The sequence below is a fragment of the Streptomyces mangrovisoli genome (assembly GCF_000974985.2).
GTDB lineage: Bacteria > Actinomycetota > Actinomycetes > Streptomycetales > Streptomycetaceae > Streptomyces > Streptomyces mangrovisoli.
Genome location: NZ_LAVA02000026.1, coordinates 127143 through 147959 on the forward strand (window position 1 = coordinate 127143; position 20817 = coordinate 147959).

Consider the following 20817-nt stretch of genomic DNA (forward strand, 5'->3'; position numbering starts at 1 on the left):
CTCTGACCATCTTGTGCCAAAGACCCATGTTCATGTGATATTCCATCGCCGAGCGATAGACGAACGCCCCGGTGGCACTGGCGTGCCGCCGGGGCGTTCGAGAAGTACGAGCAGGCAGCGAGATTAACGCTTGCTGTACTGCGGGGCCTTGCGGGCCTTCTTCAGACCGGCCTTCTTGCGCTCGACCGCGCGGTCGTCGCGCTTGAGGAAGCCGGCCTTCTTGAGCGGGCCGCGGTTGTTGTCGACGTCCGCCTCGTTCAGCGCACGGGCGACACCGAGACGGAGCGCACCGGCCTGACCGGAGACACCGCCACCCGCGATGCGGGCGATGACGTCGTAGCGGCCCTCGAGCTCGAGCACCTTGAAGGGCTCGTTGACTTCCTGCTGGTGCACCTTGTTGGGGAAGTAGTCCTCAAGGGTGCGACCGTTGATCTTCCACTTGCCGGTGCCCGGAACGATCCGGACGCGGGCGATGGCGTTCTTGCGACGGCCCAGGCCGGCGGCCGGCTGGGGCTCGCCGAAGCGGGAGGCCAGCGACTCGGAGGTGTACTCGCCCTCGACGGGCACCTCGGACTCGGTGGTGTAGCTGTCGATGTCGATCTCTTCGAGCGGCTGCTCGGCAGTGGTCTCGGCCACGATGCTCCTCAGATTCTCTTCAGTCTTAGGGGGTGGCCGGAACTACTGCGCGACCTGGGTGATCTCGAACGGCTGCGGCTGCTGCGCGCCGTGCGGGTGCTGGTCACCCTTGTAGACCTTCAGCTTCGAGAGCATCTGACGGCCCAGCGTGTTCTTGGGGAGCATGCCCTTGACGGCCTTCTCGATGGCCTTCTCGGGGTTCTTGTCCAGCAGCTCGTCGTAGCGCACCGAGCGCAGACCGCCCGGGTAGCCGGAGTGACGGTACGCCATCTTCTGCGTCCGCTTGTTGCCGGAGAGGTGCACCTTGTCGGCGTTGATGATGACGACGAAGTCACCGGTGTCGACGTGCGGGGCGTAGATCGGCTTGTGCTTGCCCCGGAGGAGGGACGCTGCGGTGGAGGCGAGACGGCCCAGGACGATGTCCTGAGCGTCGATGACGTGCCACTGGCGCGTCACATCGCCGGGCTTGGGGCTGTACGTACGCACGGTTCGTAGCCTTCGCTTCTTCGGAGAATGGTCCTGACAAGGTCACCGAAGACGATCACGACAGCCCTGACTGCACTGCGGTGACGCAAACCGCGTGCTGGTCGCTGGTCATCGGCCCGGTGGACCGGTGTAAGGGCCGGGTCCGTGAGAAGAGCCAAGCCAATACACAACGAAGAAGCAGAATACCGGTGAGTCCCCGTACGGGTCAAAACGAGCTCCCGGCGGCCACGTCGGACACCCCTCGCCACGGGTCCGTGGGCGAGATGGTCCGCCCTGCGCCAAAGGTCCTCTATCACCTCCGGTACGGGCCCACCGGCACCCCCGTACCCACGTCTAAGATGCGCCCCATGAGCTATGGGCAGGGGGGACCTCAGTCACAGTGGGATCCCTGGAAACCGAATTCGCAGCAGCCCTGGACCGGTGAGGGCGGCAGCGACCAGACCCCGGACTGGGCCGCACTCGCGGACGAGCGCGACAACCGCAACAAGCGGCGCAAGCTGCTGTTCATCGGGGGCGGCGTCCTCGCCACGGTCGGCATCGCCACCGCGGTCGCCATGGGCGTGGTCTCGGCGAACGGCGACGACAACGCGTCGAACGGTCCGAGCGACCTGCCCGCGAGCGGCTCCATACCCAGCGGCTCGGCCTCGTCCGCGCCGTCCTTCGAGCCGACCACGGCGCCGCCTCCGCTGGACCCCAAGGACTTCATCGCCGATGTGAAGAAGGACACGGCCCCGCTGAGCGCCGACACCCTCTTCCCGGGCACCCAGCTGACCGTGGGCGACACCGTCTACAAGAAGGGCGCCACCGCCGACACGCAGAAGTGCGCCTCGGCCGTGCAGGGCACCCTGGCGAAGGTCCTGACCGCCAACCACTGCACCCGCGTGATCCGGGTGACGTACGTCAAGGACGGCGTCGCGGTCACCGTCGGTGTCGCCGTCTTCGACACCGAGGCGCAGGCCACCAAGGCCAAGGGGCAGGCCGACACCAAGAGCATCGTGAAGGCGGTCGCCGGGGAGGGCGTGAAGTCCTTCTGCAACTCCGCGATCTGCCGCTCGACCACGAACTCCTACGGCCGCTACGACTACTTCACCCTCGCCGGCTTCACCAACGGCAAGGACGTCACGACCAAGGACACCAAGGTCTTCTCCGCCGGCGACGACCTGGCCGAGTTCACCTTCCGCCAGATCGCCCGCCGCGGTCAGGCCCAGGCGTCGGCCGCCGCCCAGTGACCGGTTCCGGCCCCCGACCGGGGCCGGACCCCTCTCAGCAGCACCCCGCCGCGGGCAGCGACCGCTTGTTGCGCGCCTCCTTGTTGCGCGCCGCGAGCAGCTCGTCGGCGGGGTAGCCGACCTCCTCCAGGGTCAGCCCGTGCGGTCGTACGACATGCACCGCCGAGTCCCGTACGCCCGCCGCGAGCACCTTGCCCGGCCACTCGGGACCGCGGTGCCCGTCACCCACGAACAGAAGCGCGCCGATCAGCGAGCGCACCATGTTGTGGCAGAACGCGTCGGCCCGCACGGTCGCGGTCACGATCCCGTCCTCGCCACGCACCAGGCTCAGCTCCTGCAGCGTGCGGATGGTGGTCGCGCCCTCCCGCTTCTTGCAGTACGCCGCGAAGTCGTGCTCGCCGAGCAGCCGCCGGGCGGCCTCGTTCATGGCGTCGACGTCGAGCGGCCAGTCGTGCCACAGCACGTGCCCGCGCAGCAGCGGGTCGACGCCCCCCGGGCTGTCCGTGACCCGGTACGCGTAGCGCCGCCAGATCGCCGAGAAGCGGGCGTTGAAGCCCGCGGGGGCCTCGGTGAGCGACCAGATCCGGACGTCCTTGGCCAGCCGCCCGGCGAGCCGCTTCAGCAGCTTCTCGCGGTGCTCCTCCCACAGCCCGGCCGGCAGGTCCACGTGCGCGACCTGGCCGCGCGCGTGCACCCCGGCGTCGGTGCGCCCGGCGACGGTCAGCTCGTACGTCGTCTCCCCCGACCGCGTCACCGTCCGCAGCGCGTCCTCGATCTCCCCCTGCACGGTCCGCTTGCCACCGGCCTGCTTGGCCCACCCGTGAAAGCCGGCCCCGTCGTAGGACAGATCGAGCCGAATACGAACGTGTCCGGGCTGTACTTCGTCACTCACCCCTGGATCCTCTCAGGAAACGCGGAACGGGCCCGCCCCGAGGGGCGGACCCGTTCACTGCAAGGCAGAGCCTCAGGCGTCCTTGGACTCCTCGGCCGCGTCCTCGGTGACCTCGTCGACCTGGGTCTCCTCGACCTTGGCCGCCTCGGTCTCCTTGACCGCACGCTTGGTGGCGGCCTCGGCCTCACCGGTCGCCTGCTGGGCGACGGTCAGGGCCTCGACCAGCTCGATGACGGCCATGGGCGCGTTGTCGCCACGGCGGTTACCGATCTTGGTGATGCGGGTGTAGCCACCGGGGCGGTTCTCGTAGCGCGGGCCGATCTCGGTGAAGAGCGTGTGGACGACGCTCTTGTCCGTGATGACCTGGAGCACCTGACGGCGGTTGTGAAGGTCGCCCTTCTTCGCCTTGGTGACCAGACGCTCGGCGTACGGGCGCAGGCGGCGGGCCTTCGCCTCGGTGGTGGTGATACGGCCGTGCTCGAACAGCGCCTTCGCGAGGTTCGCGAGGAGCAGCTTCTCGTGCGCGGCGCTGCCGCCCAGACGGGCACCCTTGGTGGGCTTCGGCATGGTTCTTCTCCTGTGTGTCTGCCCCGGCCGTGTCAGGTACCGAGGTCAGTATCCGAGCAGACGGTTGTCTGTCGGAGACCCCGCGCCCCAGAGGGGCGCGGGGAACTGCGCGACCAGCCACAGCCGACCCGCAGTGGCAGTGCTGCCGATCCTCGCGGAGCGATCAGTACTGCTCGGTCTCGACGAACCCGGCATCCACGTCGTCATCCGCGCCGAAGGCGTCAGCCGCAGCCGTGGGGTCGAATCCGGGCGGGCTGTCCTTGAGCGCGAGGCCCATGCCGGCCAGCTTCGCCTTGACCTCGTCGATCGACTTCGCACCGAAGTTGCGGATGTCGAGCAGGTCGGCCTCCGAGCGGGCGACGAGCTCACCCACGGAGTGGATGCCCTCGCGCTTGAGGCAGTTGTACGACCGAACGGTGAGCTCGAGCTCCTCGATCGGCAGCGCCAGATCGGCGGCCAGGGCGGCGTCCGTCGGGGACGGACCCATGTCGATGCCCTCGGCGTCGATGTTCAGCTCGCGGGCGAGACCGAACAGCTCGACCAGCGTCTTACCGGCGGAGGCCATGGCGTCACGCGGACGCATCGCCTGCTTGGTCTCGACGTCGACGATCAGCTTGTCGAAGTCGGTGCGCTGCTCGACACGCGTGGCCTCGACCTTGTACGTGACCTTCAGGACCGGCGAGTAGATCGAGTCGACCGGGATGCGCCCGATCTCCTGACCGACCTGCTTGTTCTGAACGGCGGAGACGTAGCCGCGACCGCGCTCGACGGTCAGCTCCATCTCCAGCTTGCCCTTGCCGTTGAGCGTGGCGAGGACGAGGTCGGGGTTGTGCACCTCGACACCGGCCGGGGGCGCGATGTCGGCGGCGGTGACCAGACCCGGGCCCTGCTTGCGCAGGTACATCACGACCGGCTCGTCGTGCTCCGAGGAGACGACCAGCTGCTTGATGTTGAGGATCAGGTCGGTGACGTCCTCCTTGACACCCGGCACGGTGGTGAACTCGTGCAGGACGCCGTCGACGCGGATGCTCGTGACGGCGGCACCCGGGATCGAGGACAGGAGGGTACGGCGGAGCGAGTTGCCGAGCGTGTAGCCGAAGCCCGGCTCCAGCGGCTCGATCACGAACCGGGAGCGGAACTCGTCTACGACCTCTTCGGTCAACGAGGGACGCTGAGCGATCAGCATGAAGTCAATCCTTCAGTCAGGGGCGCCCGCTATTTGACGCCCGACTCTGTACTGCAAGGGTACGGGCGGTACGCCCCTTTCGGAGTCGTACCGCCCGGAACCCGAAACCGCGGAATCCGCGGAGCGACGCGCGTCAGACGCGGCGGCGCTTCGGCGGACGGCAGCCGTTGTGCGGGGTCGGGGTGACGTCCTGGATGGAGCCGACCTCGAGGCCCGTGGCCTGCAGGGAGCGGATCGCGGTCTCGCGACCGGAACCCGGGCCCTTCACGAACACGTCGACCTTGCGCATGCCGTGCTCCTGAGCGCGGCGGGCAGCCGACTCGGCGGCCATCTGCGCGGCGAACGGCGTGGACTTCCGGGAGCCCTTGAAGCCGACGTGGCCGGCCGAGGCCCAGGAGATCACGTTGCCGGACGGGTCCGTGATCGAGACGATCGTGTTGTTGAACGTGCTCTTGATGTGCGCGTGGCCGTGAGCGACGTTCTTCTTTTCCTTGCGGCGCACCTTCTTGGCAGCGCCCTGACGACCCTTGGGGGGCATCCTTAACTCCTACGGGAGGTGGTCGGTCCTACAGCGAAGACCGTGGACAGGTGTCCGCTGCGGACTACTTCTTGCCCGGCTTCTTCTTGCCGGCGATGGCGCGACGCGGGCCCTTGCGGGTGCGGGCGTTGGTGCTGGTGCGCTGACCGCGGACGGGCAGGCCGCGGCGGTGACGCAGACCCTGGTAGCAGCCGATCTCGACCTTGCGGCGGATGTCGGCCTGGATCTCGCGACGGAGGTCACCCTCGGTCTTGATGTTGTTGTCGACGTACTCGCGGATCGCGACCAGCTGCTCTTCGGTCAGGTCACGGACGCGAGTGTTCGGGTCGATGCCGGTCTCGGCCAGCGTCTGCTGGGAGAGCGTGCGGCCGATGCCGAACACGTAGGTGAGGGCGACCTCCACGCGCTTTTCGCGCGGGATGTCAACACCGGAAACGCGTGCCATTCAATGGCTCCAGTTGATCTTCGGAGGTCTTCCGCAGAACCGGCTCCCAGCCGCCGTACGAGGTACGGACTGGGTCCCCGGCCTCCGAACCGGGGGTGTCGAGCCACGAGGGCTCGGATTCTGCGTATGAACAATTCAGCTTGCGTCGCGCGAATCTCTGCGAATCGTGCAGAGGGATCGGTCCTGCGTCAGCCCTGGCGCTGCTTGTGGCGCGGGTTCTCGCAGATGACCATGACCCGACCGTGACGGCGGATCACCCTGCACTTGTCGCAGATCTTCTTGACGCTCGGCTTGACCTTCATGGGATTGAGGTTCTCCGGGTCAGTGCCACCGCCTCGCCGGAACGAGGCGCGGGCAAGATCTACTTGTAGCGGTAGACGATCCGGCCACGCGTCAGGTCGTACGGAGACAGCTCCACCACGACCCGGTCGTCAGGGAGGATGCGGATGTAGTGCATACGCATCTTGCCGCTGATGTGTGCCAGGACCTGGTGGCCGTTCTGGAGCTCGACCTTGAACATGGCGTTCGGAAGAGACTCGACGACAGTGCCCTCGATCTCGATGGCACCTTGCTTCTTGGCCACGCTTCGCCCTTCGAATCGACTACCTTGATCGACTCACTTGCGTTTCCCTTACGGGCGCATGCGGACATGCGGGTGCACGAGAGCCGACGAGTCAGTCTACGTCAGCGCACCCGGAAAGACGAATCGAGAAAGTCTGCCCCATGTCGGAGATCACCATGCGGGCTTTGTTCGAGAGAGGGCTTCCGCCCGCCGCCGAGAGCGGGCGCGCCTCCGCGCCACCGGCCGCTCGGGCCGGTGGGACAGGGTTCCGGCCGGCCCTCAGGCCAGCGGGTCCGGCGCCGCGACGACGCCGTGCTCGGCGAGCTTCGCCCGGCCCCCGTCGGGGGCCGTCAGGACCAGGGGGCCCTGCTCGGTGAGGGCGACGGAGTGCTCCCAGTGGGAGGACCAGGTGCCGTCGGTCGTGATGACCGTCCAGTCGTCCTCGAGGACCTTCGTGCGCGCGGTGCCGAGGGAGACCATCGGCTCGATGGCCAGGCAGAAGCCGGGGACCAGCTTGGGGCCCTTGCCGCGGCGGCGGTCGACGTAGTTCAGCAGATGCGGGTCCATGTGCATCTCGGTGCCGATGCCGTGGCCGCCGTAGTCCTCGATGATCCCGTACTTGCCGCCGCCGGGCTTCGGCTGGCGGCGGATGTACGTCTCGATCGCGCGGGAGATGTCGACGAGCCGGTTGCCCTGCTTCATCGCCGCGATGCCCGCCCACATCGATTCCTCGGTCACCCGGGAGAGCTCGATCAGCTCGGGCGCGTGGCCGGAGCCCACGAACGCGGTGTACGCCGCGTCGCCGTGCCAGCCGTCGATGATCGCGCCGCAGTCGATGGAGATGACGTCGCCGTCCTTCAGGACGACCTCGTCGGAGGGGATGCCGTGGACCACGACCTCGTTGACGGAGGTGCAGATGGTGGCCGGGAAGCCGCCGTAGCCGAGGAAGTTCGGCTTGGCGTTGTGCTCGGCGAGCACCTTGCGGGCGACCTGGTCCAGATCCCGGGTGGTGGCCCCGGGCACGGCGGCCTCACGGGTGGCGGCGTGGATGGCGGCGACCACCAGCCCCGCCTCGCGCATCCTGGCGATCTGCTCGGGGCTCTTGATCTGCACCATGGGGGGTCCTGCGCTCTCCGTCACTCGCGTCCACCGGTTACGTACCCAACAGTACGGCCGTGGCGCCCGGGTTTCCCCGGGAAGGACCCGGGGGCCGGGCGCCACGGCCGAGACGATCCGTCGACCTACCGGTCGTCGTCCTTGCGCTTTATCGCCTCCATGGCCCGCGCGGTGACCTCGTCCACCTTGCCGAGCGCCGAGATCGTGACCACCAGGCCCTGGGCCTTGTAGTAGTCGATGATCGGCTCGGTCTGCGTGTGGTAGACCTCCAGCCGCGTGCGGACCGTGTCCTCGGAGTCGTCGTCGCGCTGGTACAGCTCGCCGCCGCAGATGTCGCAGACGCCGTCCTTCTTCGGGGGCGTGTACGTCACGTGGAACACGTGCGCGGAGTCGTTGCGGCAGATGCGGCGGCCCGCGATGCGCTTGACGACCTCTTCCTCGGGCACTTCCAGGTCGAGCACCGCGTCCAGCCGGATGCCCTCGGTCTTCAGCAGCTCGTCCAGCGCCTCGGCCTGCGAGACATTGCGCGGGAACCCGTCGAGCAGGAAGCCGCCCACGGCGTCCGGCTGCTCCATGCGGTCCTTGGCCATCGCGATGGTGACCTCGTCCGGCACCAGGTTGCCCGCGTCCATGTAGGACTTGGCCAGCTTGCCGAGCTCCGTCTGCTGGCTGATGTTGGCGCGGAAGAGGTCGCCCGTGGAGATGTGCGGGATCGACAGGTTCTTGGCGAGGAACGCAGCCTGCGTTCCCTTACCGGCGCCCGGCGGCCCGACGAGGACGATACGCATCAGCGGAGGAACCCTTCGTAATTGCGCTGCTGGAGCTGGCTCTCGATCTGCTTCACCGTCTCCAGACCGACACCCACGATGATGAGGATGCTGGTACCGCCGAACGGGAAGTTCTGGCTTGCCCCGAAGCCAACCAACGCCATCGTCGGAACAAGAGCGATCAGACCCAAGTACAGCGAACCCGGCCAGGTGATCCGGTTGAGCACGTAGGAGAGGTACTCAGCGGTCGGTCGGCCAGCCCGGATGCCCGGGATGAAGCCACCATACTTCTTCATGTTGTCGGCGACTTCTTCGGGGTTGAAGGAGATGGCCACGTAGAAGAAGGCGAAGAACACGATGAGCAAGAAGTAGGAGACGATGTAGATCGGGTGGTCACCCTTGGTGAGGTTCTGCTCGATCCACGTCTTCCAGCTGGAGTTGCCGCCGGAGAACTGCGCCACCAGCGCCGGGATGTACAGCAGCGACGACGCGAAGATGACCGGGATGACACCCGCCTGGTTGACCTTCAGCGGGATGTAGGTCGACGTGCCGCCGTAGGAACGGCGGCCGATCATCCGCTTCGCGTACTGCACCGGGATGCGGCGCTGGGCCTGCTCGACGAAGACGACCAGGCCGACCATGACCAGGCCGATCAGGATCACCGTGCCGAACTCGATCCAGCCGTCGGCCAGCTTGCCCTGCTTCTTGATCGACCACAGCGCGGACGGGAAGGTCGCGGCGATCGAGATGAACATCAGGATCGACATGCCGTTGCCGATGCCGCGGTCGGTGATCAGCTCGCCGAGCCACATCACGACACAGGTGCCGGCGGTCATGCAGATCACCATCGTGATGGTGGTGAAGATCGCCTGGTCCGGGACGATGCTCGTGGCGACGGTGCAGCCGGAGAAGAGCGCACCGCTGCGCGCGGTGGCCACCAGACCCGTGCCCTGGAGGATGGCGAGCGCCAGCGTCAGGTACCGGGTGTACTGGGTGATCTTCGCCGTGCCGGCCTGACCCTCCTTCTTGAGGGCCTCCAGACGCGGGATCACGACGGTCAGCAGCTGAAGAATGATGCTGGCCGTGATGTACGGCATGATGCCGAGCGCGAAGACCGTGATCTGCAGCAGCGCGCCACCGCTGAACATGTTGACCAGGCCGAACAGACCCTGGTTGCCCGACGCCTCCGTGACGCACGTCTGGACGGCTTTGTAGTTGACGCCGGGGATCGGAACGTGGGTACCGACCCGGTAGACCACGATGATGCCCAGCGTGAAGAGCAGCTTCTTGCGCAGGTCGGGCGTCCTGAACGCCCGGGCGAACGCGGTGAGCACGGTGCCTCCTGCGACCCCCGCGCAAGTGCGTCAAGGGTGACGGTCTTGAGGTTCGACGAATGAGGAAAACAACAGTGCAGGCCACCTTACCGGCGACACTGCCCCCCTAGGAACGACCAACCGGGGATACCCCATTGTGAGGTATCCCCGGTCGGGTCGTTCTAGGTCATAGAGGCGCCTGAAGGACTCAGACGAGCTCGGTGACCGTGCCGCCGGCGGCGGTGATCTTCTCCTTGGCGGAACCGGAGACGGCGTCGACCGTCACCTGGAGCGCCACGGTGATCTCGCCCTGGCCGAGGACCTTGACGAGGCTGTTCTTGCGAACGGCACCCTTCGCCACCAGACCCTCGACCGTGACCTCGCCACCCTCGGGGTAGAGCGCGGCCAGCTTGTCGAGGTTCACGACCTGGAACTCGACCTTGAAGGGGTTCTTGAAGCCCTTCAGCTTCGGGAGGCGCATGTGGAGGGGCATCTGGCCACCCTCGAAGCGCTCCGGAACCTGGTAACGGGCCTTCGTACCCTTGGTACCACGACCGGCCGTCTTACCCTTCGACGCCTCACCACGACCGACACGGGTCTTGGCGGTCTTGGCGCCCGGGGCGGGACGAAGGTTGTGGATCTTGAGCGGGTTCTGCTCACCCATGATCAGTCGACCTCCTCGACCGTCACGAGGTGGCGGACGGTGTGCACCATGCCGCGGAACTCGGGGCGGTCCTCCTTGACGACCTGCGTGTTGATGCCCTTGAGACCAAGGGAACGCAGGGTGTCACGGTGGTTCTGCTTGCTGCCGATGTAGGACTTGACCTGCGTAATCTTGAGCTGCGCCATGATTACGCACCCGCCCCGGCACGCGCACGGAGAAGAGCCGCGGGAGCGACGTCCTCGAGGGGCAGACCACGGCGGGCCGCGATCTCCTCGGGACGCTGCAGACCCTTCAGGGCCTCCACGGTCGCGTGCACGATGTTGATCGCGTTGTCGGAGCCGAGCGACTTCGACAGCACGTCGTGGATACCGGCGCACTCGAGCACGGCACGCACCGGGCCACCGGCGATGACGCCGGTACCGGGGGACGCGGGCTTGAGCAGGACGACGCCGGCAGCCTTCTCACCCTGGATGGGGTGCGGGATGGTGCCCTGGATACGGGGGACCTTGAAGAAGTGCTTCTTGGCCTCCTCAACACCCTTGGCGATGGCGGCCGGCACCTCCTTGGCCTTGCCGTAACCGACACCGACGGTGCCGTCACCATCGCCCACCACGACCAGCGCGGTGAAGCTGAAGCGACGACCACCCTTCACAACCTTGGCGACGCGGTTGATCGCGACAACGCGCTCAACGTACGCGGTCTTCTCGGCGGCAGCAGCGCCGCCGTCACGGCCCTTCCGGTCCCGCCGCTCGCCGCCACCGGCACCGCCACCGCGGCGCTGGGGTCCAGCCATTGGAATTACCTCTCTCTGTTTCCGCTAGCTACGGCAGGCTCAGAACTTGAGCCCGGCTTCGCGGGCGGCGTCCGCCAGAGCGGCAATGCGCCCGGCGTACTGGTTGCCACCACGGTCGAACACGACAGCCTCGACGCCCGCGGCCTTGGCACGCTCGGCGACAAGCGCGCCGACCTGCTTGGCCTGGGCCGACTTGTCACCCTCGCCACCGCGGATCGTGGTGTCCAGGGTGGACGCCGACGCAAGGGTGTGCCCCTTGAGGTCGTCGATCACCTGGGCCACGATGTGGCGGTTGGAGCGGGTAACGACCAGGCGGGGACGCTCCGCAGTACCGGAAAGGTTCTTACGAATCCGGATGTGACGGCGCTTGATCGCGGCGCGCTTGTAGGCGTCGCCCTTGAGGATCTTCTGCCCGTATGCCATGGCTTACTTACCCGCCTTTCCGACCTTGCGGCGGATGACTTCGCCCTCGTACTTGACGCCCTTGGCCTTGTACGGGTCAGGCTTGCGCAGCTTGCGGATGTTGGCCGCAACCTCGCCGACCTTCTGCTTGTCGATGCCCTCGACCGAGAACCGGGTGGGGGCCTCCACCTTGAAGGTGATGCCCTCGGGGGCCTCGACGGTGATCGGGTGGCTGTAGCCGAGCGCGAACTCGAGGTTCGAACCCTTGGCGGTCACGCGGTAACCGACACCACTGATCTCGAGCTTCTTCACGTAACCCTGGGTCACGCCGGTGATCATGTTCGCCACCAGCGTGCGGGACAGGCCGTGCAGGGCCTTGTTCTGACGCTCGTCGTTCGGGCGGGTGACGTTCAGAACGCCTTCCTCACCCTTGACGATCTCGATCGGCGCCACGACGGTGTGGGTCAGCTCGCCCTTGGGGCCCTTGACCTTGACCGTACGGCCGTCGATGGTGACGTCCACGCCGGCGGGAACCGTGATGGGGAGCTTGCCAATACGCGACATAGCTGTTTCCTCCGTTCCCTTCCGCTACCAGACGTAGGCGAGGACTTCCCCACCCACGCCCTTCTTGCCGGCCTGCTTGTCGGTGAGGAGCCCGTGCGACGTGGAGATGATCGCCACGCCGAGGCCGCCCAGCACCTTCGGCAGGTTGGTGGACTTCGCGTACACCCGGAGACCGGGCTTGGAGATCCGCTTGATGCCCGCGATGGAGCGCTCACGGTTCGGGCCGAACTTCAGCTCGAGAACGAGGTTCTTGCCGACCTCGGCGTCCTCGACCTTCCAGCCCGTGATGAAGCCCTCCTGCTGGAGGATCTCCGCGATGTGCGACTTGATCTTCGATGCCGGCATCGTCACGGAGTCGTGGTATGCCGAGTTCGCGTTTCGCAGACGCGTAAGCATGTCTGCGATCGGATCAGTCATGGTCATGAATTGGCCTTCGGCCTCTCTCGCCGGGGTTTCCTGGTGCGCCATCCCTCTCCCCGATCCGAGACGGGACGGGTGCGGCGCGGTGGACCTACGGCGTAGTAAGTCGTACGGGCGCAGCAGGCGCCCAACCCCACAAGCCTACGGCATGCGGAGAAGGGCCCCTGCCCACCCAGATGCTTACCGAGAGACTCCGGAATCCCTGAAAGTGGGGATTACCAGGAGCTCTTGGTCACGCCCGGCAGCTCGCCACGGTGAGCCATCTCACGAAGGCAGACGCGGCACAGGCCGAACTTGCGGTACACGGAGTGCGGGCGGCCGCAGCGCTGGCAGCGCGTGTAGCCACGCACACCGAACTTGGGCTTACGAGCAGCCTTGGCAATCAGAGCCTTCTTCGCCATCTCGCTCACGCCTCCTTGAACGGGAAGCCGAGGTGACGAAGGAGCGCGCGGCCCTCAGCGTCGTTGGTCGCCGTGGTGACCACGGTGATGTCCATGCCCCGGGTACGGTCGATCTTGTCCTGGTCGATCTCGTGGAACATGACCTGCTCCGTGAGACCGAAGGTGTAGTTGCCACGGCCGTCGAACTGCTTGGGGGACAGGCCGCGGAAGTCGCGGATGCGCGGGAGCGCGAGCGACAGGGTGCGGTCCAGGAACTCCCACATGCGGTCGCCACGGAGCGTGACGTGGGCACCGATCGGCTGGCCCTCACGCAGCTTGAACTGCGCGATGGACTTGCGAGCCTTGGTGACCTGCGGCTTCTGACCGGTGATGGTGGTCAGGTCGCGGATCGCGCCCTCGATCAGCTTCGAGTCACGGGCGGCGTCGCCGACACCCATGTTGACCACGATCTTGACGAGGCCGGGGATCTGCATGACGTTCTCGTACTTGAACTCGTCACGCATCTTGCCCGCGATCTCCTCGCGGTACTTCGTCTTCAGACGCGGAGTGGTGGTGGTAGCCATCAGATGTCCTCACCCGTCCGCTTGGCAACGCGGATCTTGTTGCCCTCTTCGTCGAAGCGGTAACCGACACGCGTGACGACCTTCTGACCGTCCTTCTCCACGACCAGCTGGACGTTGGAGACGTGGATCGGGGCCTCGGTGGTCACGATGCCGCCGGCCTGCGAACCGCGAGCGGTCGGACCGGCCTTGGTGTGCTTCTTGACCCGGTTGACACCCTCGACCAGGACGCGCTCGTCGCTCGGGTAAGCGGCAATGACCTTGCCCTGCTTGCCCTTGTCCTTACCGGTGATGACCTGAACCAGGTCGCCCTTCTTGATCTTCATGCTTACAGCACCTCCGGCGCGAGCGAGATGATCTTCATGAACTTCTTCTCGCGCAGCTCTCGGCCGACCGGGCCGAAGATGCGGGTGCCGCGAGGGTCGCCGTCGTTCTTCAGAATGACGGCGGCGTTCTCGTCGAAGCGGATGTACGAGCCGTCCGGACGGCGGCGCTCCTTGACGGTGCGAACGATGACCGCCTTGACGACGTCACCCTTCTTCACGTTGCCGCCGGGGATCGCGTCCTTGACGGTGGCGACGATGACGTCACCGATGCCCGCGTAGCGGCGACCGGAGCCACCGAGCACACGGATGCAAAGGATCTCCTTCGCACCAGTGTTGTCGGCGACGCGCAGTCGCGACTCCTGCTGGATCACGTCTATCTCCTGTGTGTCTGCCGGTTCCCCGGGAGCCGCTCAGCGAAGCGGCTCCCGGAGCCTGGCGGAACTGTCCTGCGAGGGATGCCCCGCAGGAACCCTGCTTAAGAACTCCCTTGCGGGAGTTGCTTACTTGGCCTTCTCGAGGATCTCGACGACGCGCCACCGCTTGCTGGCGGAAAGCGGCCGGGTCTCCATCAGGAGGACGCGGTCGCCGACGCCGGCGGCGTTCTGCTCGTCGTGCGCCTTGAGCTTGTTCGTACGGCGGATGACCTTGCCGTACAGCGCGTGCTTGACGCGGTCCTCGACGGCGACGACGACGGTCTTGTCCATCTTGTCGCTGACGACGAGACCCTCACGGGTCTTGCGGAACCCGCGCGCCTCTGCAGTCTCAGTCACGTTCTTCTCGCTCATCAGGCGTTCTCCACCGTTTCGATGCCCAGCTCACGCTCGCGCATCAGGGTGTAGATCCGCGCGATGTCCTTGCGGACCGCCTTGAGACGGCCGTGGTTCTCGAGCTGTCCGGTCGCCGCCTGGAAACGGAGATTGAACAGCTCTTCCTTGGCCTCGCGGAGCTTACCCAGAAGCTCCTCGTTGCCCAGCTCGCGCAGCTCGGACGCCTTGGTACCGGCCGACATCACGCTTCACCTGCCTCGCGCTTGACGATCCGGCACTTCATCGGCAGCTTGTGGGCTGCGCGAGTGAGGGCCTCACGGGCGATCTTCTCGTTGGGGTAGGACAGCTCGAACATGACCCGGCCCGGGTGCACGTTCGCGATCCACCACTCCGGAGAACCCTTACCGGAACCCATGCGGGTCTCGGCAGGCTTCTTCGTCAGCGGGCGGTCCGGGTAGATGTTGATCCAGACCTTGCCGCCACGCTTGATGTGGCGGGTCATCGCGATACGGGCCGCCTCGATCTGGCGGTTGGTCACGTACGCCGGCGTGAGGGCCTGAATGCCGTACTCGCCGAACGCGACCGTCGTACCGCCCTTGGCCTGACCGCGGCGCTTCGGGTGGTGCTGCTTGCGGTGCTTGACCCTACGGGGGATCAGCATGTCGGTCAGGCCTCCGTTCCGGTGCTCTCAGCCGGAGCGGCGGCGGGAGCCTCGGCCTTGGGGGCCTCGGCGCCGGCAGCCTGCTGCGGCTTGCGACCGCGCCGCTCGCCACCACGGCCACCACGGGCCGGGCGGTCGGCACCACCGCGGGCCGGGCGGTTACCCGCACGGGCCGCAGCGTTCTCGGCGCGGACCTCGGCGATGTTCTTGACATCGCCCTTGTAGATCCAGACCTTCACGCCGATGCGGCCGAAGGTCGTCTTGGCCTCGAAGAAGCCGTAGTCCACGTTCGCGCGGAGCGTGTGCAGGGGCACGCGGCCCTCGCGGTAGAACTCCGAGCGGGACATCTCGGCGCCGCCGAGGCGGCCACCGCACTGGATCTTGATGCCCTTGGCGCCGGCCTTCATGGCGGACTGCATGCTCTTGCGCATGGCCCGACGGAAGGAGACGCGGGAGGAGAGCTGCTCGGCGACGGCCTGGGCCACGAGCTGAGCGTCCGTCTCGGGGTTCTTGACCTCGAGGATGTTCAGCTGGACCTGCTTGCCCGTGAGCTTCTCGAGGTCGCCGCGGATGCGGTCGGCCTCGGCGCCACGGCGGCCGATGACGATGCCCGGACGAGCGGTGTGGATGTCCACCCGCACGCGGTCACGGGTGCGCTCGATCTCAACCTTCGAGATGCCGGCGCGCTCCATGCCGGACGTCATCATCCGACGGATGGCGACGTCTTCCTTGACGTAGTCCTTGTACAGCTTGTCGGCGTACCAACGCGACTTGAAGTCGGTCGTGACACCGAGCCGGAACCCATGCGGGTTAACCTTCTGGCCCATTACCGGGTTCCTTCCTTGCTGCTGACGACCACGGTGATGTGGCTGGTCCGCTTGCGGATCCGGTAGGCACGGCCCTGGGCGCGCGGCCGGAACCGCTTCAGGGTCGGGCCCTCGTCGACGTACGCCTCGGAGATGTAGAGGCTGTCGGCGTCGGTGTGGTCGTAGTTGTGCGCGGCGTTGGCGATGGCGCTGTCGAGCACCTTGCCGACCGGCACGGAGGCTGCCTGCGGAGCGAATCGCAGAACAGCCTGAGCCTCCGTGGCATCCATGCCACGGATAAGGTCCACCACGCGGCGGGCCTTCATGGGCGTAACGCGGATGTACCGCGCCTGGGCCCTGGCTTCCATGGTTGTCCCTCTCAGTTACTTACGTGTCTGAATGCGATCCGCTGTTAGCGGCGCTTCGACTTCCGGTCGTCCTTGACGTGGCCCCGGAAGGTGCGGGTCGGCGAGAACTCGCCGAGCTTGTGGCCGACCATCGACTCGGTGACGAACACCGGGATGTGGGTCTTGCCGTTGTGCACCGCGAGGGTGTGACCCAGCATGGCCGGGACGATCATCGAGCGGCGGGACCAGGTCTTGATGACGTTCTTGGTGCCGGCTTCGTTCTGGGCGTCCACCTTCTTGATGAGGTGGTCGTCGACGAAGGGCCCCTTCTTCAAGCTACGAGGCATCTCAACCCGTCCTTAGCGCTTCTTGTTCGTCTTGCGGCGGCGGACGATGTACTTGTTCGACGCCTTCTTGGGCGAACGAGTACGGCCTTCCTTCTTGCCCCACGGGGACACAGGGTGGCGACCACCGGAGGTCCGGCCCTCACCACCACCGTGCGGGTGGTCGACCGGGTTCATCACGACACCACGGACGGTCGGGCGAACGCCCAGCCACCGCTTGCGGCCGGCCTTGCCCCAGTTGATGTTCGACTGCTCGGCGTTGCCGACCTCACCGACGGTGGCGCGGCAGCGCGCGTCCACCATGCGGATCTCGCCGGACGGCATACGGAGGGTCGCCATGGCGCCCTCACGGGCGAGCAGCTGCACCGAGGCACCCGCGGAACGGGCGAACTTGGCGCCGCCACCGGGACGGAGCTCGATCGCGTGGACCGTGGTACCGACCGGGATGTTGCGGAGGGCCAGGTTGTTGCCCGGCTTGATGTCGGCCCCGGGACCGTTCTCCACCCGGTCGCCCTGCTGCAGGTTGCGCGGGGCGAGGATGTAGCGCTTCTCGCCGTCCGCGTAGTGCAGCAGCGCGATGCGCGCGGTGCGGTTGGGGTCGTACTCGATGTGCGCGACCTTCGCCGGCACGCCGTCCTTGTCGTGACGACGGAAGTCGATCACTCGGTAGGCGCGCTTGTGTCCGCCACCCTGGTGGCGAACGGTCACACGACCGGCGTTGTTACGGCCGCCCTTGCTGTGCAGCGGGCGGACCAGCGACTTCTCCGGCGTGGACCGCGTGACCTCGACGAAGTCGGCGACGCTGGCGCCACGACGGCCCGGCGTAGTCGGCTTGTACTTGCGGATTCCCATTTCTCAGTCCTCGTCCGATATCGGACGATCCGACCCGCTTACGCGGTCGGACCGCCGAAGATGTCGATACGGTCGCCCTCGGCGAGGGTCACGATCGCGCGCTTGGTGGCGGCACGCTGGCCGAAGCCCGTGCGGGTCCGCTTGCGCTTGCCCTGGCGGTTGATCGTGTTGACCCCGGTGACCTTGACGTCGAAGACCGCCTGGACGGCCTGCTTGATCTGGGTCTTGTTGGCGTTCGGGTCGACGATGAACGTGTACTTGTTCTCGTCGAGGAGCGCGTAGCTCTTCTCCGAGACGACCGGCTTGAGCAGCACGTCACGGGGGTCCGTGTACGACTTGCTCAGCGGGGTCTCGACAGTGTTCTTGCCTTCGGCCTCGTGGCGCTTCGCCTTGGCGACGCGCGCGGCCTTGGCGGCCTTGGCCGCCTTCGAGGCGATGCTCGGGTGACGGGTAGCCATCAGACCTCGGTCCCTTCGGTGTCGTTGGCCTTCGGGCCGGCGACGAAGGACTCGAGAGCGGCCTGGGTGAAGACCACGTCGTCCGAGACGATCACGTCGTACGTGTTCAGCTGGCCCGGCTCCAGGATGTGGACCTGGGGCAGGTTGCGGGCGGACAGCCACGCGGCCTCGTCGGCGCGCTCGACGACCAGGAGCAGGTTCTTGCGCTCCGAGATCTTGCCGAACAGGCTCTTGGCGGCCTTCGTGGACGGGGTCTCACCCGCGATCACGCCGGAGACGACGTGAATGCGGTTGGCGCGGGCCCGGTCGGTGAGGGCGTGACGCAGGGCGGCAGCCTTCATCTTCTTCGGGGTCCGCTGCGAGTAGTCACGCGGCTGCGGGCCGTGGACGACGCCACCGCCGGCGAACTGCGGAGCGCGGGTCGAGCCCTGACGGGCGCGACCGGTGCCCTTCTGGCGGTAAGGCTTCTTGCCACCACCACGGACCTCGCCACGGGTCTTCGTCTTGTGCGTGCCCTGGCGGGCAGCCGCGTTCTGCGCGACGACGACCTGGTGGATCAGCGGAATGCTGATCTTCTCCACGCCGAAGATCTCCGCGGGGAGCTCGACGGTTCCGGTCTTCTCGCCGGCAGGCGAAAGGATGTCAACAGTGCTCATCGGTACCTCAGGCCCCCTTGGCCGCGGTGCGGACCAGGACGAGGCCGCCGTTCGGACCGGGGACAGCGCCCTTGATGAGCAGCAGACCCTTCTCCGCGTCAACGGCGTGGACGGTCAGGTTCTGGGTGGTGACCCGCTCGTTGCCCATGCGACCCGCCATGCGGAGGCCCTTGAACACGCGGCCCGGGGTGGCGCAGCCACCGATGGAACCGGGCGAGCGGTGCTTGCGCTGGGTGCCGTGTCCGGCGCCGAGGCCCTTGAAGTTGTGACGCTTCATGACACCGGCGAAGCCCTTGCCCTTGCTCTTGCCGGTCACGTCGACCTTCACGCCGGCCTCGAACACCTCAGCGGTGATCTCCTGGCCCAGCGTGTACTCGGAGGCGTCCGCGGTGCGGATCTCGACGAGGTGGCGACGGGGGGTGACGTCGGCCTTGGCGAAGTGGCCCTTGAGGGGCTTGTTCACCTTGCGCGGGTCGATCTCGCCGAAGGCGATCTGGACCGACTCGTAGCCGTCGACATCGTTCGTACGGACCTGGGTGACGACGTTGGGGCCGGCCTTGACGACGGTGACCGGAACAACACGGTTGTTCTCGTCCCACACCTGCGTCATGCCGAGCTTCTCGCCCAGGATGCCCTTGATCTGCTTCGTCATCTTCAGATCACCGGCCCTCAGAGCTTGATCTCGATGTCGACACCGGCCGGGAGGTCGAGTCGCATCAGAGAGTCAACGGTCTTGGGGGTCGGGTCGAGGATGTCGATCAGACGCTTGTGCGTGCGCATCTCGAAGTGCTCGCGCGAGTCCTTGTACTTGTGCGGCGACTTGATGACGCAGTACACGTTCTTCTCAGTGGGCAGCGGCACCGGGCCCGCGACCGACGCACCAGTGCGGGTCACCGTCTCGACGATCTTCTTCGCCGAGGAGTCGATGACCTCGTGGTCGTAGGCCTTGAGCCGGATGCGGATCTTCTGTCCCGCCATGGCTACTCAGTAGTCCTGTCTCTGTAACGCTCTGGAACCCGGTGTTCCATACCTTCTTCTCCGACCCACGCGGTCGGGCGTGTCGCGCTCCCGCTGACACGGATGTCCCTTGTCCGAACATCCACATCCCTGCGGGGACTGCACACGGCCCTACCGGAACCGCAGACCGGGGGCGAAAAACCCACCGGGTGCCTGGCCGGTGCCGCACCTACACTTCCCGAAAGATTCCCGTACGTCCGCCCCAGCGCTGCCGTGAGGCAGTTAGGGCGACGAGTACTGTGGGACTCGCTTTCGGTCCTCCCGGCGGGAGGCGCGCAGCATCAACACTCGACCGAGCAACTCGGACAGTCTGCCATATGGGGCGGGGGTCCCGCCAATCGAGCCGGAGAGAATACCCCGGGAGTGACGTAGGTCAAACACGGGGTGGCGGGGGCCGGGGTGTGGAGCTTCGGTGAACACCCCCGGGCAGGAACAGACCTTCCCGGCGACCGGGTGGAGACGAAGAGCGCCGGTGTGCCACGGTGCCGGTATGACGGAACCGGGGGGCGGCGCTCAGGCGCCGCGGCGACGCTCGAAGCTGGCCGACTACGCGGCGATGACGGCACCCGCCGATGACGCGCCGCACGCACCGCTCGGCGACCCGCGGCCGCTCGCGACCCCTCCCTCCTCACCGACCACTCCCGCCTCCCCGGCCGAGACCGACGCGCGTCGGCGCCGGTTCGCCGGGGCGCTGGAGGCCTTCCGGGAGACCGCCGTGCTCGTGCCCGTCCGGGACAACGGCTGGCTGACGGCCGACTTCGGCGGAGTCCGCTGGATTCTCGCCTTCTCGGACGAGGCGGCCCTCGCGCGCTACGCCCTGGCCAGGGGCGAGGGCCGCGAGGAGTGGGCGTATCAGACGGTGCTCGGGGCCCGACTTCTCGATGTCGCGGTCCCGGAGGCCGGGTTGCCGTGCGGAGTGGCGCTGGACGCGGCCGACGGAGCGGAGCGGGCGCTGCTGCTCCCGCCCGTCACCGGAATCGTTCCCGACGCCTGCGCGGTGAACAGGTGAGCCACGCCCGCGCGTTGGACAAGACGGGCGTGA

Annotated in this window: 35 protein-coding genes; 2 read left to right on the top strand and 33 right to left on the bottom strand. The window is 67.0% G+C overall.

Annotated features, from left to right (window positions below):
• Positions 1–123: 123 nt before the first annotated feature.
• Together rpsI and rplM are read right to left on the bottom strand one after the other, a co-directional pair.
• On the bottom strand, positions 124–636 hold the full coding sequence (rpsI, locus tag WN71_RS12935) for a 30S ribosomal protein S9 (RefSeq protein WP_046583613.1): 513 nt from the start codon (positions 634–636) through the stop codon (positions 124–126).
• A gap of 42 nt (positions 637–678) precedes the next feature.
• Positions 679–1122, bottom strand: a complete 444-nt coding sequence (rplM, locus tag WN71_RS12940) for a 50S ribosomal protein L13 (RefSeq protein WP_046583612.1) — start codon at positions 1120–1122, stop codon at positions 679–681.
• 347 nt (positions 1123–1469) lie between these two features.
• On the opposite strand from rplM, the gene WN71_RS12945 reads away from it, so the two are divergent.
• Positions 1470–2351, top strand: a complete 882-nt coding sequence (locus WN71_RS12945; RefSeq protein WP_046583610.1) for a hypothetical protein — start codon at positions 1470–1472, stop codon at positions 2349–2351.
• A gap of 34 nt (positions 2352–2385) precedes the next feature.
• On the opposite strand, the gene truA is transcribed toward WN71_RS12945, so the two are convergent.
• The 31 genes from truA to rpsJ all read right to left on the bottom strand — a co-directional run bounded on the left by truA (position 2386) and on the right by rpsJ (position 19736).
• Positions 2386–3243, bottom strand: coding sequence for a tRNA pseudouridine(38-40) synthase TruA (gene truA, locus WN71_RS12950; protein ID WP_046583609.1), 858 nt, complete (start codon positions 3241–3243; stop codon positions 2386–2388).
• 72 nt (positions 3244–3315) lie between these two features.
• Positions 3316–3810: a 50S ribosomal protein L17 gene (gene rplQ, locus WN71_RS12955; protein ID WP_046583608.1), complete on the bottom strand. Its 495-nt coding sequence runs from the start codon at positions 3808–3810 to the stop codon at positions 3316–3318.
• A gap of 163 nt (positions 3811–3973) precedes the next feature.
• A complete protein-coding gene (locus WN71_RS12960; RefSeq protein WP_046583607.1) occupies positions 3974–4996 on the bottom strand; it encodes a DNA-directed RNA polymerase subunit alpha in 1023 nt (340 codons plus the stop codon).
• 133 nt (positions 4997–5129) lie between these two features.
• Positions 5130–5534 (bottom strand): 30S ribosomal protein S11, encoded by a 405-nt coding sequence (rpsK, locus tag WN71_RS12965; protein WP_003956432.1) that lies wholly within the window; start codon positions 5532–5534, stop codon positions 5130–5132.
• Positions 5535–5598: 64 nt separating this feature from the next.
• On the bottom strand, positions 5599–5979 hold the full coding sequence (gene rpsM / locus WN71_RS12970; protein ID WP_031167100.1) for a 30S ribosomal protein S13: 381 nt from the start codon (positions 5977–5979) through the stop codon (positions 5599–5601).
• A gap of 188 nt (positions 5980–6167) precedes the next feature.
• Positions 6168–6281: a 50S ribosomal protein L36 gene (gene rpmJ / locus WN71_RS12975; protein ID WP_003998809.1), complete on the bottom strand. Its 114-nt coding sequence runs from the start codon at positions 6279–6281 to the stop codon at positions 6168–6170.
• Positions 6282–6340: 59 nt separating this feature from the next.
• Entirely contained in the window at positions 6341–6562 is a 222-nt protein-coding gene (gene infA, locus WN71_RS12980; protein WP_003948620.1) for a translation initiation factor IF-1, read from the bottom strand.
• 258 nt (positions 6563–6820) lie between these two features.
• On the bottom strand, positions 6821–7657 hold the full coding sequence (map, locus tag WN71_RS12985; RefSeq protein ID WP_046583606.1) for a type I methionyl aminopeptidase: 837 nt from the start codon (positions 7655–7657) through the stop codon (positions 6821–6823).
• Positions 7658–7782: 125 nt separating this feature from the next.
• Entirely contained in the window at positions 7783–8445 is a 663-nt protein-coding gene (locus WN71_RS12990; protein WP_046583605.1) for an adenylate kinase, read from the bottom strand.
• Positions 8445–9758, bottom strand: coding sequence for a preprotein translocase subunit SecY (gene secY, locus WN71_RS12995; protein ID WP_046583604.1), 1314 nt, complete (start codon positions 9756–9758; stop codon positions 8445–8447). The genes WN71_RS12990 and secY overlap by 1 nt, the downstream gene beginning before the upstream one ends.
• 187 nt (positions 9759–9945) lie before the next feature.
• Complete coding sequence (gene rplO, locus WN71_RS13000; protein ID WP_046583603.1) at positions 9946–10401, bottom strand: 50S ribosomal protein L15; 456 nt, start codon at positions 10399–10401, stop codon at positions 9946–9948.
• 2 nt (positions 10402–10403) lie between these two features.
• On the bottom strand, positions 10404–10586 hold the full coding sequence (gene rpmD, locus WN71_RS13005; protein ID WP_003974250.1) for a 50S ribosomal protein L30: 183 nt from the start codon (positions 10584–10586) through the stop codon (positions 10404–10406).
• A 2-nt stretch (positions 10587–10588) separates the two neighbouring features.
• Entirely contained in the window at positions 10589–11194 is a 606-nt protein-coding gene (gene rpsE, locus WN71_RS13010) for a 30S ribosomal protein S5 (protein WP_009190144.1), read from the bottom strand.
• 39 nt (positions 11195–11233) lie between these two features.
• Positions 11234–11617: a 50S ribosomal protein L18 gene (gene rplR / locus WN71_RS13015; protein WP_046583602.1), complete on the bottom strand. Its 384-nt coding sequence runs from the start codon at positions 11615–11617 to the stop codon at positions 11234–11236.
• A gap of 3 nt (positions 11618–11620) precedes the next feature.
• Positions 11621–12160, bottom strand: a complete 540-nt coding sequence (rplF, locus tag WN71_RS13020) for a 50S ribosomal protein L6 (protein WP_046583601.1) — start codon at positions 12158–12160, stop codon at positions 11621–11623.
• A 24-nt stretch (positions 12161–12184) separates the two neighbouring features.
• Positions 12185–12583, bottom strand: a complete 399-nt coding sequence (rpsH, locus tag WN71_RS13025) for a 30S ribosomal protein S8 (RefSeq protein WP_007384075.1) — start codon at positions 12581–12583, stop codon at positions 12185–12187.
• Positions 12584–12795: 212 nt separating this feature from the next.
• A complete protein-coding gene (locus WN71_RS13030) occupies positions 12796–12981 on the bottom strand; it encodes a type Z 30S ribosomal protein S14 (RefSeq protein ID WP_003948630.1) in 186 nt (61 codons plus the stop codon).
• Between the two features lie 5 nt (positions 12982–12986).
• The gene (gene rplE, locus WN71_RS13035) at positions 12987–13544 is read right to left on the bottom strand and encodes a 50S ribosomal protein L5 (protein ID WP_046583600.1); all 558 of its coding nucleotides are present in this window, start codon (positions 13542–13544) and stop codon (positions 12987–12989) included.
• Positions 13544–13867 carry a 50S ribosomal protein L24 gene (gene rplX / locus WN71_RS13040; RefSeq protein WP_046583599.1) on the bottom strand — a complete coding sequence of 108 codons (324 nt, stop codon included), beginning with the start codon at positions 13865–13867 and terminating at the stop codon, positions 13544–13546. Before rplX ends, rplE begins: the two co-directional genes overlap by 1 nt.
• A gap of 2 nt (positions 13868–13869) precedes the next feature.
• A complete protein-coding gene (rplN, locus tag WN71_RS13045) occupies positions 13870–14238 on the bottom strand; it encodes a 50S ribosomal protein L14 (RefSeq protein WP_003998823.1) in 369 nt (122 codons plus the stop codon).
• A 129-nt stretch (positions 14239–14367) separates the two neighbouring features.
• The gene (rpsQ, locus tag WN71_RS13050) at positions 14368–14652 is read right to left on the bottom strand and encodes a 30S ribosomal protein S17 (protein ID WP_046583598.1); all 285 of its coding nucleotides are present in this window, start codon (positions 14650–14652) and stop codon (positions 14368–14370) included.
• Positions 14652–14876, bottom strand: coding sequence for a 50S ribosomal protein L29 (gene rpmC, locus WN71_RS13055; protein WP_018564811.1), 225 nt, complete (start codon positions 14874–14876; stop codon positions 14652–14654). Before rpmC ends, rpsQ begins: the two co-directional genes overlap by 1 nt.
• On the bottom strand, positions 14876–15295 hold the full coding sequence (gene rplP, locus WN71_RS13060; RefSeq protein ID WP_004927269.1) for a 50S ribosomal protein L16: 420 nt from the start codon (positions 15293–15295) through the stop codon (positions 14876–14878). The genes rpmC and rplP overlap by 1 nt, the downstream gene beginning before the upstream one ends.
• Positions 15296–15300: 5 nt before the next feature.
• Positions 15301–16122, bottom strand: a complete 822-nt coding sequence (rpsC, locus tag WN71_RS13065) for a 30S ribosomal protein S3 (protein ID WP_014674374.1) — start codon at positions 16120–16122, stop codon at positions 15301–15303.
• The gene (gene rplV / locus WN71_RS13070; protein WP_019329637.1) at positions 16122–16469 is read right to left on the bottom strand and encodes a 50S ribosomal protein L22; all 348 of its coding nucleotides are present in this window, start codon (positions 16467–16469) and stop codon (positions 16122–16124) included. The genes rpsC and rplV overlap by 1 nt, the downstream gene beginning before the upstream one ends.
• 44 nt (positions 16470–16513) lie before the next feature.
• Complete coding sequence (gene rpsS, locus WN71_RS13075) at positions 16514–16795, bottom strand: 30S ribosomal protein S19 (RefSeq protein WP_003992359.1); 282 nt, start codon at positions 16793–16795, stop codon at positions 16514–16516.
• 12 nt (positions 16796–16807) lie between these two features.
• Entirely contained in the window at positions 16808–17644 is an 837-nt protein-coding gene (gene rplB / locus WN71_RS13080) for a 50S ribosomal protein L2 (protein ID WP_046583597.1), read from the bottom strand.
• Positions 17645–17682: 38 nt separating this feature from the next.
• Positions 17683–18102, bottom strand: a complete 420-nt coding sequence (gene rplW / locus WN71_RS13085; protein ID WP_046583596.1) for a 50S ribosomal protein L23 — start codon at positions 18100–18102, stop codon at positions 17683–17685.
• Complete coding sequence (gene rplD, locus WN71_RS13090) at positions 18102–18758, bottom strand: 50S ribosomal protein L4 (RefSeq protein ID WP_046583595.1); 657 nt, start codon at positions 18756–18758, stop codon at positions 18102–18104. Before rplD ends, rplW begins: the two co-directional genes overlap by 1 nt.
• 7 nt (positions 18759–18765) lie before the next feature.
• Positions 18766–19410, bottom strand: a complete 645-nt coding sequence (gene rplC, locus WN71_RS13095; RefSeq protein WP_046583594.1) for a 50S ribosomal protein L3 — start codon at positions 19408–19410, stop codon at positions 18766–18768.
• Positions 19411–19427: 17 nt separating this feature from the next.
• Entirely contained in the window at positions 19428–19736 is a 309-nt protein-coding gene (gene rpsJ, locus WN71_RS13100; RefSeq protein ID WP_003948644.1) for a 30S ribosomal protein S10, read from the bottom strand.
• Positions 19737–20265: 529 nt separating this feature from the next.
• On the opposite strand from rpsJ, the gene WN71_RS13105 reads away from it, so the two are divergent.
• Positions 20266–20784, top strand: coding sequence for a hypothetical protein (locus WN71_RS13105; protein ID WP_046583593.1), 519 nt, complete (start codon positions 20266–20268; stop codon positions 20782–20784).
• Positions 20785–20817: the final 33 nt, after the last annotated feature.